Source organism: Wolbachia endosymbiont of Folsomia candida, assembly GCF_001931755.2.
Classification (GTDB): domain Bacteria; phylum Pseudomonadota; class Alphaproteobacteria; order Rickettsiales; family Anaplasmataceae; genus Wolbachia.
The window spans coordinates 1,496,221-1,514,466 of sequence record NZ_CP015510.2 but is presented as its reverse complement, the minus strand read 5'-3'; the positions used below and the strand labels follow the sequence as shown (position 1 = coordinate 1,514,466).

General features: G+C 33.5%; 13 protein-coding genes and 1 tRNA gene. 7 read left to right on the top strand and 7 right to left on the bottom strand.

Annotated elements, in window-relative coordinates; genetic code table 11:
- Positions 1–10: 10 nt before the first annotated feature.
- The 5 genes from ASM33_RS06970 to ASM33_RS06950 are packed head-to-tail and all read right to left on the bottom strand — an operon-like array spanning position 11 to position 10,737.
- Positions 11–3,016, bottom strand: a complete 3,006-nt coding sequence (locus ASM33_RS06970; RefSeq protein ID WP_112477239.1) for a TrbL/VirB6 family protein — start codon at positions 3,014–3,016, stop codon at positions 11–13.
- Entirely contained in the window at positions 3,013–5,442 is a 2,430-nt protein-coding gene (locus tag ASM33_RS06965; protein ID WP_110409796.1) for a TrbL/VirB6 family protein, read from the bottom strand. Before ASM33_RS06965 ends, ASM33_RS06970 begins: the two co-directional genes overlap by 4 nt.
- Positions 5,443–5,456: 14 nt before the next feature.
- The gene (locus tag ASM33_RS06960; RefSeq protein WP_110409797.1) at positions 5,457–8,033 is read right to left on the bottom strand and encodes a TrbL/VirB6 family protein; all 2,577 of its coding nucleotides are present in this window, start codon (positions 8,031–8,033) and stop codon (positions 5,457–5,459) included.
- On the bottom strand, positions 8,026–10,431 hold the full coding sequence (locus ASM33_RS06955; protein ID WP_110409798.1) for a VirB4 family type IV secretion/conjugal transfer ATPase: 2,406 nt from the start codon (positions 10,429–10,431) through the stop codon (positions 8,026–8,028). Before ASM33_RS06955 ends, ASM33_RS06960 begins: the two co-directional genes overlap by 8 nt.
- Positions 10,432–10,440: 9 nt before the next feature.
- Positions 10,441–10,737, bottom strand: coding sequence for a type IV secretion system protein VirB3 (locus ASM33_RS06950; RefSeq protein WP_110409799.1), 297 nt, complete (start codon positions 10,735–10,737; stop codon positions 10,441–10,443).
- Positions 10,738–10,853: 116 nt separating this feature from the next.
- On the opposite strand from ASM33_RS06950, the gene ASM33_RS06945 reads away from it, so the two are divergent.
- Positions 10,854–12,416: a lysine--tRNA ligase gene (locus ASM33_RS06945; protein ID WP_110409800.1), complete on the top strand. Its 1,563-nt coding sequence runs from the start codon at positions 10,854–10,856 to the stop codon at positions 12,414–12,416.
- Positions 12,417–12,478: 62 nt separating this feature from the next.
- On the opposite strand, the gene ASM33_RS08400 is transcribed toward ASM33_RS06945, so the two are convergent.
- A complete protein-coding gene (locus ASM33_RS08400; protein WP_162297595.1) occupies positions 12,479–12,619 on the bottom strand; it encodes a hypothetical protein in 141 nt (46 codons plus the stop codon).
- Between the two features lie 22 nt (positions 12,620–12,641).
- On the opposite strand from ASM33_RS08400, the gene ASM33_RS06940 reads away from it, so the two are divergent.
- The 6 genes from ASM33_RS06940 (at position 12,642) to ASM33_RS06915 (ending at position 17,002) form a co-directional block, all read left to right on the top strand.
- A tRNA-Thr gene (locus ASM33_RS06940) sits at positions 12,642–12,714 on the top strand.
- A gap of 93 nt (positions 12,715–12,807) precedes the next feature.
- The gene (gene lepB, locus ASM33_RS06935) at positions 12,808–13,566 is read left to right on the top strand and encodes a signal peptidase I (protein WP_110409801.1); all 759 of its coding nucleotides are present in this window, start codon (positions 12,808–12,810) and stop codon (positions 13,564–13,566) included.
- Positions 13,567–13,692: 126 nt separating this feature from the next.
- Positions 13,693–14,007, top strand: coding sequence for a DMT family transporter (locus ASM33_RS06930; protein ID WP_110409802.1), 315 nt, complete (start codon positions 13,693–13,695; stop codon positions 14,005–14,007).
- Between the two features lie 14 nt (positions 14,008–14,021).
- Positions 14,022–14,345, top strand: coding sequence for a DMT family transporter (locus ASM33_RS06925; RefSeq protein WP_110409803.1), 324 nt, complete (start codon positions 14,022–14,024; stop codon positions 14,343–14,345).
- Positions 14,346–14,425: 80 nt separating this feature from the next.
- Positions 14,426–16,453 (top strand): DnaJ domain-containing protein, encoded by a 2,028-nt coding sequence (locus ASM33_RS06920; protein WP_110409804.1) that lies wholly within the window; start codon positions 14,426–14,428, stop codon positions 16,451–16,453.
- 195 nt (positions 16,454–16,648) lie between these two features.
- On the top strand, positions 16,649–17,002 hold the full coding sequence (locus ASM33_RS06915; RefSeq protein WP_110410559.1) for a TrbC/VirB2 family protein: 354 nt from the start codon (positions 16,649–16,651) through the stop codon (positions 17,000–17,002).
- A 70-nt stretch (positions 17,003–17,072) separates the two neighbouring features.
- On the opposite strand, the gene ASM33_RS06910 is transcribed toward ASM33_RS06915, so the two are convergent.
- The gene (locus tag ASM33_RS06910; RefSeq protein ID WP_110409805.1) at positions 17,073–18,239 is read right to left on the bottom strand and encodes a ribonuclease D; all 1,167 of its coding nucleotides are present in this window, start codon (positions 18,237–18,239) and stop codon (positions 17,073–17,075) included.
- Positions 18,240–18,246 lie beyond the last annotated feature (7 nt).

Here is an 18,246-nt window from a genome sequence, read left to right as displayed (position 1 = left end):
CCACGTAAAATCATTTACTTTCTTCCCCCTCTGAGCCTTTTCTTGTAACTTTTTCAGTAGAACTTTCTTGACCACTTGATTTACCTGGCGTTCCATCATTAGATGGCGGCTTAGTCTTACCTTCTTTAGTTTTATCACCAGCACTTTCTGGGCCACCTGATTGACCTGGTGTTTGATCATTAGATGGTGGTTTACCTTTAAAATCGACACCTGCCTTATCTTTAGGCGGTCCTCCCTTAATACGCTGTATCATATTTTGAGTATTATCATCAAGGCCAACAGTTGAAAGTACAGATTGTGATGCGCTATGAGCAACGCGGCCAATATTACCAGCAACTCCAAAACTAACTCCAAATATTGCTTGAGCCATAGCATCTGACATAGAAACAAAAGCTTCCATTGCACCAGCAATTATTAAATATATAAATGCTTGTACTAGATCTATTGGTAATGCTGCAAAATATCCACTAGATCTTCCACTATTTAATGCAACATCAACACTAGTGCCTGCACTATATCCAAGAGGTAATATCGACTTCATAAGACAAAGATCATATGACATGAAGTTTACGCTAATTAAGCATTGATAACATGCAGAAAAGTTTGTGAGATTATATAGTACGGAATACATTAACTGATTTAAAATAGCTAAAGACGAAAATAAAATGACTGGTTGAAATGAAACTTGAGCCAACGTTTTTATCCAGTTATCAAACAAGGACTTAGTCTGTTGAAATAGCATAAACACAATAAATAAAGGCGTTAATGATAATAAAAAGGCCCCTAAAACTGTAGCTATCACATATTTCACTATAGCGCTAATCATGCATTTTAAAAACATAAAAGTAGCCTTAAGTATTAACAAAAATGCAATAAAACCAAAAGGGCCAGAAAGCATCAACGATAGGAACTTTAACCAAGTTTCGCTTGTGAATAATACCCCTGCTGTTAAGTCTAGGAATGCAAATTTTTTGCCCCCTTCCCCTATATAACCAGAAAAGCTATCAACTAAATAAACGCTTCCACCTACAAAAAGCTTGGATAAATTTGTACCAAAAAGTTCCCAGCTTTGCTCGCTAAATGCAAAAGCTATAAATGCTATCTTAGTTATCCTTACAATGAAATCAAATTTACTCAGTTGTACTGTTCCAAGCATATAGCCTACAACGGTAAATATAACATATAAAGTAAGTAAAGCTCTTACTCCTTGGAGCAAACCTTTTCTATACCCTTCATACGAATCTTTAATGGTTTCATTACCTCCTTCCATTATAAACTTGAATATATCGTTTACAGTTGATGAAATAAAATTATTGATTTTCTTTTTTACAAATAAATTTACAGTATATTTGTTATCTTCATAATATTTGTCCTTTTCATATGTGATATCCTCTACTTTTACATTACTTACATCAATTCCAAAGTATATCTTTTTGGTCTCTCCTTCAAGGAAGGAACCGCCATCTATTTTGTAATAGTAAACATTATCTTCTTTTCTTTTATGTAGTCCTAGCACACTGTTAAAATCATTGGTTCCTATACCAGGTAAATCCATCGGAGGGTTATCACCTAGGTAGAAATACAATTTGTTACCTTCAGTAAATTCACATGATCTAGTTACTTCCACATGATAGCCACCTCTCTTAAATCCAGAAGCACCATGATCTGCTATACCAAGCATTACACTACTACCAGGTTCTATGTTTGTATTAACTGTATAATCATAATTTAATCTCAAAGAAAAATGCTCAAAGTCATTGTCTATCTTAGAACACACTGAATCACCGTTTGCTCCTGTTCCTTGTGGAAGACATTGAGTACCTTCAGCATCATTCCTTATATCAAGACGATCATTTTCAGGAGTATTGTCATAATTCATACTTGGAGCAATCTTTGCAACCAGAGCCTCAGCCCAGGAAGCATTTTGATCTAGTGTAGAATCTTTATCATCCGTAAGCTCTTTTTTAACTTTATTTAAGTGAGAGTACATATCACATGCACCTTGACGATTATCGTACTTTTCATATCTTATCGAAGAAGCACAATTCTTGTTAGAACCCCCATTCCATACACCTTGGTCGTTATAGCATATATTCTGAACATAACAGTTAAGCTCATAAGAGCTATATTTTTTTCCTTCATTCGAATCGCATCTTTTTTCCCACTCATGACCTTGATCCTGACTACACAAATCATTCAATCCTGTTTTCACTCTACGTAAATCTAATAATGCACCATTTATCCACGGCACTTTAGCTTGAATATCATGTACTTTATTATCATAGGGGGTGTATCCATTACCAACAAAGACCTCATATGCTTGATAATGTTCATTTCCCTTGCTATCTTTTCTTTTGTCTAATGGGTTAAGATCAACCACTTCACCTTTTTTATTAATAAACTGACCCCCCTTGCATATATCTTGTATGGTAGCATTACTACCACTAATATTTTTATAATCACCGTCCAAGACAACTTTTCCTTTAAAAAGATCTAGGTTATTACAATCAATTTTTATTTTTCTAGGCACTAAACTAAAGCTTAATTTATCACCAGGATTGACTTTTATTTCAGTATCAATATAACGCCTGCTACTACCAAAACCCTTATCAATACCCTTATCAACACATAGTTCCTTTTCATTAACACCATAATTATCTAGCGCTTTAACACCATAATTATCTGGCACTTTAGTAATATCCTTAGCTTTATCATAATTTGGCACGTCACCATTGGAACAAAAGCTAGCAGGTACAAGTACTTTTTTTGGATTTTTGTCTTTTTTAGAGTGGCAAAAGTTGACTGATCCACCAATACTAAATTTTATTTGCTCATCTTTACCAATCACTTGATTGGAATCAACCCAATGAATCTTAGAACCATTATTAGTTTCTCTTACTGGAACATCAACATTAACGCTAGTATTTCTACTTTGCAACCCAGGTTCAACACAATCCATTGTACAGCTAGTTATTACAAAACATAACATAAGTAGTAATGAGATTTTATTTATCATGGCTTTCCACTTGGTATTTGAGGTCTATTAGCTGCTTGAGGTATTTGAGGTCTTTTACTCACTGCGCTTGGTGACTGAGAAGCACCACCGCCTCCTCCTCTTCTTTGAGCACTTTCTTGATCTAAGCCTAATACTCCCAATAAACTCTGCTTGTAGTGTTGTCCAGCGTCACCTGGTACGTATGTATTAAACAATGAATCAGATATTGCTGAGGAAGCTTTGATCAAAGCTTTCATAGCATGGCCTAAAATCACAAAAGACATCATAGCAGTGATATTAGGTGTATACTTGGAAGCATAAGCATAGAGAAAACAAGGCTTAAAAATCTTTAGGTCAATACTAAATATACATGTAGTACAGACCTCAAAATCAAATACCGAATACACAATATAATCCATAACCTGGCTTATTAATGATATAAAAATCAATATTATTACTGGATGAATTGCAAATCTAGCTAAGGTGCTAATCCAACTGGTAAACATTTTTCTAGTATATTTAAACAGAGCACAAATAATAAAAATAGGCGCTAAAGATAATAACAACGCTATTATTGCTATAGATGTAACAAAAGAGAATAAAGCATTAAAAATAGATAAGACAACTGTGATTAACCCCCAAATCACTAAGCAAAAAGCAACAATTCCTAAAGGACCAGAAAATATAAGAGATACTATTAACAATACTGAGTGTGGCGAGAAAAACCTATTCAACGGTAAATCAAGAAATTCAAAAACATTTGAGGTAGTACCTCTAAAATTCGCTATTTCTATTAACTCTTTTGGGGTGTTAACGAATATAGAAAATGCATTGTTATAAAAAAAGTTCCAGCTATTATCCTGCAATAGCTGAGCAATAATTCCTATTCTTACGCATATAAGCAAAAATTCGTATATAGATGAATGAGATAACCCAAAGAAGTAATAAAGTGTATATAAGACTATAAATAACACTAAGAGCGATATTATTGTAGACCTAATGGTATTTGTTCTATTTGATGCAACAAAGCTTTGGTAAAGAGACTTGACTGGACTAGTATCAGAATGGATTGCATCAGCATCTTTGTAGCTGGAACCAAAAAATGCTTCTTTTACTCTTTCATCGAAAAATTTATATATTGCACTAAAAGTCCTTCTAGGTGGTTCTTTAATCGTTAGGCTAATATTAAACTCGCCCCCATTTTTATAACTGCAACCATGATCCCTTACTCCATAGTATATGGTACCATTTTTGCTCTTTAGCTTTTTTTGTAAATCTTCCATATACTGAGAGTCATTGACTTTATTGATATCTACAGATATATCAGATGAACTTTCACCAGGATTATGTTCAGGTAGCTTATCAGAAACACTTATATACAAGTCATCTTTTAGACTATAACTTTTTGTGACTCTCATATTGTAACCACCCTTGCCACCATAACTACCAAAGATAAGAGTTAAATTCTCACCTACATGGTGATCATTTTCCATTGTATAGTCATAGTTAGTACGTATGCTACCTTTCAGATGTTCAAAATCTTCCTTTGCTATATCTTCGTTTGCCATTGTGATTTGCAAAGATGGAATGTAAGTTTTCATTCCATTTGTTTCTACTTCTTTTCTAAAAAGTTCCATTAGTTTTACTATATCATTATTTTTGTCGTCATCAGATGCGCTGGTCCTGCTATTTATATCAATCACCGCAGTAAGACTGTTAAACAAGTCTTTGTCTCCAAGATAAGACTCACCTTCCACACAATTTGCATTTAAAGTAGTGGTGCATACCTTTTTACACATCATGTTCAAAACATACGTATCTATTTTGCTTTTGTGATCATCTGAAAGTTTACTGCAATCTATGTCTTGTCCTTGTTTTATAGAGTTAATAATATTTTCGATTTCCTTTCTCTTTTCATCTTGATTTGAAAAACCTGAACTAGAGTATTCTTTTCCATCTAGCCATCCTGCATTGCCTATTGCGTATTTGTTAGGACATATGCCACTCTGACATTTTTCTTGATTTAAAATCTTTGCAAAATGTTCTGTTTCTTTCTCACCACACTTTTTATCAATTTCTATATGTCTTATCTGATCATTCTCATTACTCTTACATATTTTATGTTCAAGGATGCTAAAACTTATCGAGTCTCCTTCTTTTAGCGCAAATGGCAATGAAACTGTTTCTCTTGTAGCAATAGTGCCTTCATTTGCAACTGTAAAATCCTTATATTGATCAGGACAAAAATTAAGTTTATTGGGAACTATACTAATTTCTGTTACTTTTACCGTATCTGAAATATGCACAGCAGAGTTAACCCATTTCTGCTGCGTTGACACTATATCCAATTTTTCACGCAAATTTGATAGGCTTTCTGGTTTAATACAGTGTCGCTCTCCGCAGCCGGATAAGCAAAACATTAAAGCTATTAACCAAAATCTAAACATAATATCCCTATTACTTAAGAGGAATTTTCTGAGCCAGAAGATCGAGGTTTACTTCCACCACCTGCTGCTTGATTAATTTTCTGACCAGCCATTTTAGCTATTTGACCAACATCTCCAGCAGCAGCTCTAGCAAGAGATACAGCCTTACCAGCCATTTGTCCAGGAGTAGAACCTGAGCCCAATGATGCTCTATGATTGCCAGAAAGCTCAGCAGCCATTTCAGGTAGAATATTTAAAAAGTGATAAAAGAGAAATAATACTATACACAACTTTAGTAATTCTACAATAAGCGTACCTTGAAAATCACCAAACTCCACTAGTGAAAAATCAATCAAACCACCAAGTATACTGCTCTTTTTAAAGCTGTAATCTTGCAACATACATGCTAGCGTAGTTTTATTTTCTTTGCATGGATGAACCTTCTCCCTACTTGAGTTAAACACATCTTTCAATTTAAACCACTGCTTTTTATTGCCTAATATTGTAAGTTTTTCTTTTTCGAATGTTAAGTTTTTGTAATAGATTTTATCGCATGCTATGAACATAAAAGACAAAAATGCAAAAAGGATCACTGGATATAGACTGTAGGTGATCAATTCTTTTACCCATCCATCAAAGTATCCCTTCGTATGCTGAAATAAAACCATAGGAATAAATACAGGTGATAAAATAACAATTACGCTTAAAGCAACTAGAGATAAAATGAATACATAGCACATCCACAAAATAACCATCATAAACAAGATGGACATGAATATACAAACAAGAGCTATTAAAATCTGTCCACCAGCAAAAATAATACCAATTATTGAACCTGCAATTAGTAAAATAGGAGAGACTCCAAGCAAAATAGCTAATATTGCTATACTTGATGTTCCAACTTTACTTCCAATACCATCTAAAGGAGCTCCTAAATAAAAGAAAATTCTGCAATCAAGTCTATCCCAAGGAGCAAGATAGCTATAGGATATTGTTTTTCCACCACGTATGTATTGGTAATCATTACCACCTTCATAATTACATATGTTTTTACTTTCAGACGATGCTTTCAATACTATTTCGGATAAGCCATTTGAAAGCGTGGTCAAATATCCATAGTACTGCTGCATAGCACCACCAGTTGTAAAGTACATCACCAAAGCAAATTTAATGATCAGCATATACATCTCTTGCGGTCTCTGAACTCCTCCAGACATTGCTTTAATAGAAAATAATGTTAGAGCTAAAACCAGAAGAGCAGTTACAGTATTTTTCAATCTTTTTTGTGCTACAGATATAAAACTACCTTTTAATTTCGGTCTTCCATTCTCAATTATCACATTTCCAGATTCATCCCGCTCCGTTAATACATTACCATCTGAATCAATACCGGCTACTAAATTATCCAGTGATTCCTTAATACATTGCACTATCATAGAGGTAACAGGAATAGGAGCTAATGCTTTAGTTCCAGCCTGGTTATAACAAGCTTCTGAAACATAATTTTGAAAACAAGCTTTATTGTTGTAACGTACGAAAATTTTTCCATCTTTTTCTTTAGATTTTATAATGGTTTTGTGATCTTCATCTTTACCAATAGCAACTTTCTCTTCATCACCTTTACCATCTTTATTTTTGAATATCATTATGGACTTTGGACACATAGGAGCAAGAGGATCAGGTGGTAAATCTGTACAACCCATATCGATTCCTTGTGGCCAAGGAGTCATTGAAATGCCAAGCGTTTCAATTTTAGCTAATTCAACACAGAGCTTATCCATTTTTTTCACTGCTTTAAACGTAGATCCGTGTATTTTTTCACTTTGTCCAGCCTTGAGACTTTTGCATACCAGTTCACCATCGACCTTTGGAGACCAATCTCCATGCTCATATCCAGTGTCTTTCTCTCTCACATTAAAATCTATATCTCTAAAAATATTAGTAAATGTTAAAGGATTTCGATGGCAGACTTCTATATATTCACTATACTGCATGCCGTTTTTTGGCCAGTGATAACTGCCTGTATTTTCCTTATCAGTGAAGTTCAAAGCTTCCTCTTCTATTTTTCTTTTATCAATTACTGAGTTTTTGTTGATTTCTTTATACTTATCTTCTAAGCACTGAAAGTATTCATCTTCTGTTTGGTAATTCCAATCAGTACAAACTTGATACTTTGGTTCCAATAATTTAAAGCTTTGATACTTTCCATCATAGTCACGTGCAACTGGGTGCTTAACGAAGGTGTGCTTACAAACAACAAGTCCACCTATGGCCTTCCAAACTCCAACAACTGCAGCTATTGTTCCAACAATCACAAGAGCAGTAAATGTGCCAACAGAAGAGACAATTATCACAATACCTGTAAATATCACACCAATTGCAATTGTTATTCCAGCAAGAGCAGCAGCTGTTTCAAATGCTTTACATTCAGGATTAGAAGCACGGCTAAAGTTGCCAGTAGAATTAAATCGGCTAATAAATTTAGTTTCTTCAGTGCCACTTACTTCATCTACTTTATTTGTTCCAGCAGCAAATACTGGATATGAAAGTAAAAAATCTATATTTAACAAAAATATTGCGATTAACAATAACGAAAGCTTAGTTTTAAACATTTTTTACCTTCTGATAAAATATAGGCAACCATACTTTTGGGTTATCTCCAACCTCTTTTAATATATCATGTAATAATATAACACTCTCTGCACGTCCAGATAATATATTGACTATATCATCTAAGTCTTTTAAGTCTATCCTAGCTACAACAGCATTAACACCTTGTTTTACCAAAAAGAATCTAGTGCTTGGATCTGTATGCTTGATTAATATATATTCACGTTCAGTTAACATAAAAACATCCCGATAAACACTAGTAGCCTTCAAATTTGGTAAAAAGATCTGAGTTGCTGTTTGCTGTACAAGCGTGTCGCTAATAGCGCTCTTACTTGCATCCTCAACGCTTTGGGTAGCAAAGATTACAAAAGCATTTAATTTTCTCAGCACCTTTAACCAATCCTTTATTTTGGGCGCAAAAACTGGATTATCTATTAACGCCCATGCTTCATCCAGCACTATCATAGATGGAGTGCCATCAAGGGATATACTAATTCTATGAAACAGATAAATCAATACTGGTCCAAGTGCAACAGGATCTTTAAGCAGATTAGCCATTTCAAAACCAAACACTCTTGCTTGTGAAAAATCTAAAAGATCCTCTTTATTGTCAAATATTGCAGCATGAGATCCATTTCCATGCCACATTGATATAGACCCTGCTAGCGTTTCAGGACCTGCAAGACCTAAAAATGGTACGAGATTTCTCAGGAATCTGTCTTCTTTTCTGAGTTTAAAATTCCCTTCAATTGCGTCATTGATTCTTGCAATATCTTCAGAAGTAAACTTATCATTATAGACTGAGATTAAAGACTTTATCCATTCCATTAAAAATGTTCTGTTGTCTGGAGTATCATCAAGTTGTAAAGGATTAAAATTCGTTTTAGTTCTTGGTTCTATTACAGTATAAATACCACCGAGTGCCCTTAAGAAAATCTCCGCACCACGGTCTTTATCAAAAAAGAATATTCTCGGAGAAAATTTCACCGCCTGAGCACATAAAAAATTCATTAAAACAGTTTTACCAGCACCTGTTGGACCAATTATCATAGTATGGCCAACATCCCTTATATGAAAGTTGAAAAAAAATGGAGTGCCAGACGTTGTGTCAAAAACTGTAACAGCATCACCCCAATGGTTATTGAATTTACTACCAGTAGGGTAATTATGCTGTGATGCAAATCCAGCTAAATTAAGGCTACTTATAGTGCCTTTTCTTACTATATAATCGAAATTACCAGGAATTTGCGCCCAAAATGCCGGCTCAAGATTAACTCTCTCACGGATAGGGTAAACACCACAATTAGAAAGCTCAGATTCTACTAACGATAAAGCGTTATCCAGTGATTTAGGGCTCTTTTCTATACATAAAATAGTCAAGTGGTGTTGACCAAAGGCAATCTTACCACTCATTGCATCATCCAGAGCTTGCGAAATTTCTGCTATTTGAGAAATAGCTTTATCTGCAGATTGTATCATTCGATTTTGCTGTATCTGCATTTTTCCAATTGCCATTTGCCTATTTGTAAATTGAAAAGACTGTGTAATAATGAATTCATAAGGGAGCTGTAAGAATGAATCAAGCATTCCTGCAGAAGTATTATTTCCGTACTCTTTAATACTAACTATCCCAGCATATCTGCTTTCATTGTGAGTCACAACCTGTATCATTTTATGGCCAAAGAATAATCTATGTACTGGCAAATACCTTGATATTTCAGTTCTTAGGGGAAAGAGTGTATTTGTAACGAAGCCACAATTTACAATTCTGGATAAAAACTCCATTATTTCACAAAATAAGCCATTTGGGGTTTCTTTTACTTCAAGAATTTTTGGGGAATAATTCCTAAGACTCGTTACTACACGGTTTGTCGTTTCTTCCAAGTCTTCATACGTGGCACGCATATCACTTTCCCATGCATGTTTTGAGGTTGCTTGCCCAAACTTTTTAAGCAGATGGGATAAAAACTCCACCCCTTTTGTATCTGCTCTACGAATGATTGTAATATATAGGTCATTAATAAATGATTGCCTTGTTGCATGCTTTTCTTTCCACTTTAGATTAACATGGTTAGCAAAAAAATTTGGCAAATCTTGATTTGCAAATTCGTCAGAAAAAATATTTTTTCTACGCCGGATAGTGTGGAAATATAAACTAAACGCTGGAGATGAAATGCTTCTCAGCATCTGATTCCTGATATTATTTTGTATTACTAAATCTTCGTCATCTGCAGTTTCAAACGCAAAACCACTTAATTTTATAACCTTCACTAACCAATTTTCCTTTGTCAGCAATGTTGAGCTATTCCAATAGGAAGAATAAGGAATAAATTCGGCAGCGTGAACTTCCTTTTTTATAGTAGATTTATTCTTTGATTGAATAGCTCTAAATCTAAGCATCACATAACTTTAAGTAATATCATAAGAATTGGCTCCGTGATAAAAACGATTCCAGCATTTTGAGCACTTTCCGAATTTTACCATAAATAGCTCAATAAACAATGGTTCTTTTGCAGAAGCAATATAGCCAAGTCCGTGGACTCCTGGTAAAACTAGAAGAATTATTCTTAGATCATTCAAGTTAATAAAAGCTAACATACAGACCAGTACGTTTAGTATTGTAAACGTGAAGCTGACACCAAAAAGCATTGCAGGTCTTGTAAGACCTTTAAATAATTGATCTGTTTGTATACTACCTGTGGACATAACTTTAAACCTTTTTAATAACAGTTCAGCATTAATACTATACCATTATATTAAAAATTCATTGAAACTAGCAGCATTTTAAGTAAAATATATTTATCACTAATTTAATCTGAGTAATGACGAGTTGGCCATTTCAAGAAGCGGAAAAAATATTACAGAAATTTCCTGATAAAAAAGAGATATTATTTGAAACCGGTTATGGCCCTTCTGGCTTGCCACACATAGGAACTTTTGGAGAAGTTTTTCGTACTACAGTTGTCGTAAATGCACTAAAAAAAATAGCTCCTGATGTAAAAGCTAAAATCATTGCAGTGTCAGATGATATGGATGGTTTGCGAAAAATACCAGACAATGTGCCAAATCAAGAGATGTTAAGAGAGCATTTAAATAAGCCACTCACTATGATCCCAGATCCATTTGGGACTCATGAAAGTTATGGTCATCACATGAATGCGTTACTGTGCAAATTCCTTGATTTATTTGAATTTGAATACGAATTTAGAAGCGCAACAGAGTGTTATAAATCTGGTATCTACGATGAAAAACTTTTACTCCTACTAAAAAACTACGATAAAGTCATGGATGTGATGCTTCCATCATTTCGAGAAGAGAGGCAGAAGACCTATAGTCCATTTTTACCACTCTGCCAAAAAACTTCTCAAGTTTTACAAGTACCAATAATTGAAACAAATATAGATAAAGGTACAGTTACATATGAAGATTCAAATGGAGAAAAAGTAGAAGTTCCTGTAACAAAAGGAAGATGTAAACTGCAATGGAAACCGGATTGGGGAATGAGGTGGGCTGCATTTGGAGTGAATTACGAAGCTCATGGAAAAGATTTAACACCATCTGCTATACTTTCAAGCCAAATATGTGAAATACTTGGAGAAAAGCCACCCCTTCTATTTTGCTATGAATTCTTTCTTGATAAAGAAGGTAAGAAGATATCCAAATCAAAAGGAAATGGAATTTCAATTGATGAGTGGCTCACTTATGCACCAACAGAGAGTTTAGCTCTGTATATTTTTCAAAGCCCAAAAAAAGCTAAACGTTTATATTTTGATGTGATACCAAAGTCAACAGATGAGTATTTAGAATTTGTAAAACGCTATCATGAAAATAAAGAAGGAAATATAACATCAAGCACTGGAATGACACCTGACGGGGAGTCTAATCCTGCGTGGCATGTTCATAATGGTAATGTTCCTAACATAGAAACTTCAGGCATAAATTTTTCGCTGCTTTTAAATTTGGCAGCAGCTTGTAATGCTGAAAATAAAGAAATTCTTTGGGGTTTTATATCTACTTATGCACCAAATGTTACGCAAGAGAACAATAAAATGCTCGATAGGCTTTCAGATTTTGCTGTGAAATATTATCACGATTTTGTCAAGCCAACAAAGTCATACAAAACTCCAAATGAAACAGAAAAGCAAGCATTGCTAGATTTAAAGGAAACTTTGTGTTCCATATCCAATAATGCTGCTGCTGAAGAAATTCAATCTCAGGTATTTTCTATTGGAAAAAAATGCGGGTTTACCAACCTACGCGATTGGTTTCAATTGTTGTATGAGACATTGCTTGGTCAACAGACTGGCCCAAGAATGGGGTCTTTTATAAAGCTTTATGGAGTGGACAATACAATCTCACTGATAGAAGGCGTTATTAAAGAATAAAACCAAATTTCTTGTCAAATCCATTATTATTGAATAACCGCTCTACAATGCTATAAAAACTTCTAATCACAAGCAAGTTTTGAAAGTGTCTTATTCTTTCTACTCTGCTGCTGCTTTTTTCTTTTTAAAATATTTTGTTTTAAAGCTTTCACTAATCTTTTTTTTTCTTCTTCTTTTAGTTTATTCTTTTTTGTATCATTCATTGTTATCATAATATATAAACTTGCCGTTGTAGCTCAGGTGGTAGAGTACGTCATTGGTAATGACGAGGTCCCAAGTTCGAATCTTGGTAACGGCACATTATTATACTCATATTAATGTTTACTAGTAAAATTTCATATTACCACTTCTTAAATTTTGTATTATAATAAGTTCAGTTTATGGTGCCACAATGGAAGCAAAGTTGAAAGAGTTACACAAGAATTGGATCACAAGTACAAAAAGTTTTTTATCTTCATTCTTTTATGTATTGATAATTGCACTGTTAGTGCGTAGTTTTTTATTCGAACCATTTCATGTGCCTTCCGGTTCTATGAAGAGTACTATATTAGAAGGTGACTATCTTTTTACAAGTAAGTATCCATATGGATATAGCAAGCATTCTTTCATTTTTTCACCAAATATTTTTAGCGGTAGAATTTTTTACACTCCACCAGAGCAAGGTGATGTAATAGTTTTCAAACCTACAAAAAATTATAGCATCAGGTTTGTTAAGCGAGTGATAGGAACACCAGGCGATAAAGTGCAAATGATGGATGGGGAATTATACATAAATGATCAAAAAATAGAGCGTAGGCCAATGGAAGATTTTCTTGATTATGAGTCAAATCACAACATACCTCGATATATAGAAACACTTTCTAATGGCAAAGAGCATGAGATTTTAATAGATAATATTTCTCATAGACTATCTCACAATACTCCAGCCTATTATGTGCCTGACGATCAATTTTTTGTCATGGGGGACAATAGAAACAATTCTCAAGATAGCAGATTCCCTGATATCGGTTTTGTACCAATGGAAAATATCATTGGGCGTGTAAGCATGATTGGGTTATCATTTAAACTTGAAAAAGTTAGCTGGTTACCATTTAATTTTAGGGTACCTGTTGCCATTCGGTTAAATAGAATACTTCATAAAGTTGTGTGAAAAGCCCTCATCACATCATTCCAGTACTTTGATACAGGAATAAGGAGATTTATTGTAGCTCTAGCATAACCCTTGTTGTTAAGTAAAGTAACTTTTGCTATACTAAAAATTTAAAATATTAGAAAAATGTACTGGTTCTTTTTATTATTATCTAGTATCCTGGAAGTATTGTGGGCTGTAACGCTAAAGTTTAGTAATGGTTTTACTAAAGTTGTGCCTTCGGTTGCAACGCTGGTGATTATGATTACCAGTATTTATTTTTTATCTCTTGCAGCATGTTCTCTTCCTATTGGAGTGTGCTATGCAGTTTCTTCTGGGATATGTACAGTTGGAACGACTGTAATTGGCGTGATGGCTTTTAAGGAGCATATTAATTTATATCAGGTCTTATGTATCATTTTAATAATAATAGGAACCATAGGATTGAAGTTCTCTATTTAAATCTAAGTTTATGCATGAATTGGCTATACCTGTTCTTATCATCAATAATTGAAATATTTTGGATCATAACACTTAAACATAGTTATGGATTCACTCATCTCATACCATCGCTGGTTAACGTACTTACTATGACTCTTAGTACATATTTGCTTTCGCTTGCTACACGTTCTATTCCCATTGGGATATGCTATGCAATTTGGACTGGAGTGGGTGCAATAGGGGCTTCACTGCTTGGAATTTTTCTATTTAACGAATCAGTCAATTTGTTCAGAATAATGTGTCTCATTTTAATTACATTCGGTGTTATAGGGCTGAAATTATTTGATAATAAAGATTAAAATAATATTTTAATGGTGTATTTTCTTGATTTTTATCAATTAATTTGTTAAACTAATGTTATATTAATTTAGGAGTGGGTATGACTGAAGAAAAATTTGAAATGCCAAAAACGCATAAAGATGCATGGCAGATATTAGGGCTACAAGAGAATGCAAGTCAAGATGATATTAACAAGGCATATAGAAAATTAGCAAGAAAATATCATCCTGATAAATGTTTTAATCCAAGTAAAGAAGAGCAAGACAAAGCAACAGAAAATTTTAAGGCAGTAAATAAAGCATATAGAATATTAATAGGTGAAACAATTGAACAAACCACGGATTTTGATATATATGCTCAGATGTTCAATGGCTCTGATGAATCAAAGGAAAAATTTAGACAGGATAATTGTCCACATTTAAGTAAAGGAGAGGCTAATTTATTTTATGCTCTTGAGTATCAGTTCTTCAATATAAATAAAATAAAAGATCAATTAAAAAGAGTTCATAATCTCAATATAAAATTGAATAATGGCAAAGCACCAATACACTACATTGTTGAACATGCTTGCTATGATGCTAATGCTGGTTGGAAGCAGCTTCTTGAAGAAATTTTATCAGGACAAAATGCTAATAGTTCAACAATAAATCATGCTAGAAGTGGGTCTATATGCTCAAAGTCTAATGTAATTGACATTAACGCTAAGTATAGAAGAAGTAAATCTGAAATTAGTACACCGTTAAGTATTGCATGCGCAGCAGGCAATATTAATGTTGTACGTGTGCTTTTAAAATCCGGAGCAAATCCTAATCTATGTAATGATAAAAACTCGATTATGCCTCTTTGGGATATTTTACGCTTGAGGAATACTGATATTCTTACTGAGTTTTTTAAACATAAGGCTAAGATTGATGCTAGTCCTGAGCAAGAATCTCTAATTACTCAAGGTATAATTAACCAGTATGATAGGAATATAGTAGAGATACTTTTACCGCATATGTCTAGCAAACAAAAAACGGAAGTGTTAAAGTCTATCAAATATAGTCAAACAGCTAATCGTGCTATCGAAATTACAAAGTTACTATTAGAAGAAAAAACTAATTTTTACAGCCAAGAGGAAATAAAAGAAATAAGGAAAATACATAGTTTTGACTTATCTGCTTTTTACAGAGTAAGCCTTCTAGAATCAAGGCTTGTAGAGTCAAGGTTTGTAGAATTATTGTATAAACATTTAATCAAAAACTATGATCAAGGAATTCTTAAAGGATTATTTAATTCAGTTATGGAAAGTAATAATGTAGAAGGATTTAAAAGAAAATTAGAAGAGGCAAAAGATGTAGGTTTTGATTTTTTCAATATTAAACTAGATGAAGATTATGAATTGAACGGTGTTGTAATACAGAAAGGTACCGGTTTAGCAGAAGACATGCTTGCAAATGGTAGGCGTTATTCTGAAGAGTTAATTAAGACTTTTTTTAGCTCAACAGTAATAACGGAACATGATGTGATCAATTTTCATAAGAAGGTTAGCGCTAAATTTGATCTCAGGGAATGTAATTTGAATTTTGTAAAATTATTGCTTTATTATGCAAGTATCAAAGATATCAAGATTGATCGAACAGACTATGAGAAGATAAGTGGTAGTATTATCAGTACAATGGCACGGATAATGCTTTATGATCGTTCAGATCGTTCTCAAGTGCGGGAAGATATTTCTCAGCTTGAAAAAGTTATGTACCAATTGATACCTTTTCTTGGGGAAAATGAAAGAGAGAAGCTTAAATGTAATTTTGAGAATGAGAAAAGTAGGATTGAAGAAAAATTAAATACTCCTACTCCGATTTATAAACAGCAAGAAGAACCAATAAATTGCGATTCCAAAAAACAATCTCCGGTCATTTTCCCAAGATACTTGATAATTATAGCTGCAGGTGCAATAGGTGGCGTTTTAGCATACTTCCTTGCACCATTAATTCTAGGGGCTGGTATTGGGATTGGTGCTAAGTTGGGACTTGCAGTAGCTGGTGCAGTAGTAGGCGCAGCAGTAGGTGCAGGAATAAGATGCCTTACTGATGTAACAATAAATAAGTATTGTGATAATAAAATTAGTCAGCAGCTTGTACCTTAGCAGTTGGCTGTTATAAAAATACTTTTATTTTTATAAAAACGTTTGCACAAAATACTACGCATCTTTTTTATCAATTTTGTTTGAAAGTAGTGTAATAACAGAGTCAGCAAACAAAAACTTCTATCATTTACTTAAATTTAATCAATGTCATGAATAATTTGGCATGAAACGGAAATTACCGGAGGCGTCGTAATGATAAAATTTTTCAACATTCTAATTGTAGCGTTAATTTTCTCCTTTGCATTTGATGCAAATGCTGATGAAACAACAACTACGATATGTAACATAGTAGACTACACTAAGACACTAGGTGGACCGATGATAACAATAGTGATAATTGGTGCAGCTTTGCTTTCAATGTTTGGCAGAATGCCTTGGCCTGCGCTTTTTGCACTTGGCATGTTTACTGCTGTGTTTTTTGGTGCCCCTGCGATTGTAAAGACAATAACAGGAAAAGAAGCATGTGGTACTAATAGCAATGCTAATGCAAAGCAAACGTGTGAGACGGCTGGGAAAACATGGAATAGCTCTACTAGTACATGTAGTTAAAACTTTATAAAATGGTGCTCCTCTTGGAGCACCACAACTAATGTGCATTATTTGGTTCGCTAGATTAGTATTACAGCTCACTTGTTACTAAATTACTTTGAATTTTGGTTATATTGTTTGTAGATTTTACTGCTGAAATCTCAAATTTTGAGTGAGTATTCAAGAAGGATTCAACTGATTTACCAAAAAAATCGTATCTCCACCCACTAAATAACTTATTTGTCTGTCCAGATATTGATCTAATCAATTCATCTTTTGAAGAAACCAATTTTCTTGATATATTAGTTTCCTTACATTTATTTTCCAAGATAATTGATAGTATATCAAATACTGATTTATCATAATTATTTGGTGTAAGCTGCGTCCAATTTTTCTCATTTTCATCAAAAATATTTATAAGTTCTAGTAAATCTTCGTCTTTAATGTTTCTTGTATTTTCTTTTATATAGTCCAAAATTTCACTTACATGCTCTACATTTTTTTCAATCAATTGAGTGATCACAGAATTATTAATTACCTTATTACGGTTCATATTATAACGCTGTGCTAAGGTTTCTTGCCACTCACAAACCGCTTTAATGGTTAACATTAATCCTGGATTTGCTTCACAATTAAATTTTATTCTCTTCCATGCATCTTTTGGGCTGTGTAGATACTTATTTATGTCAACTATCGATTCCATTTCTTCTTGAAACCATTCAATTCTGTTATTTTCTTCAAGTTTATTATACAATATTTGGTGTAAGTCATATAGATATATCACATCATTTATTGCATAGTCCAATTGATCCTCGGACAATGGTCGTTTTAACCAATCTGAAGTTTTAGCTTTAATTTTATCTAAAACCACTCCTCTATATTGCTCTATTAACTTTGAATAACCGATAAAGTCATAAAAATACTGACATAACATGGCAGCAATTTGAGTATCAAAAATGGGAGTTGGAATGCATTTAAATACAGTAAATAAGGATTCTATGTCCTGCTTACAACTATGAAATACCTTAATTATTCCTTCATTTAGCATTATCTTCTTAATAGATGATAAATCAATTTCTGGAGCTAACGCATCTACAATAAAACCTTTATCTCCATCAAAAATTTGAATCAATGATAATTTAGGGTAGTAATTTATGTTGTTTCTAATAAATTCTGTGTCAACTGCTATGAATTTTGGTTTTTTTGCTATTAATTCTTCACATATATCTTCCAACTCTGAGGTTACATTGATTAGCATATATTTT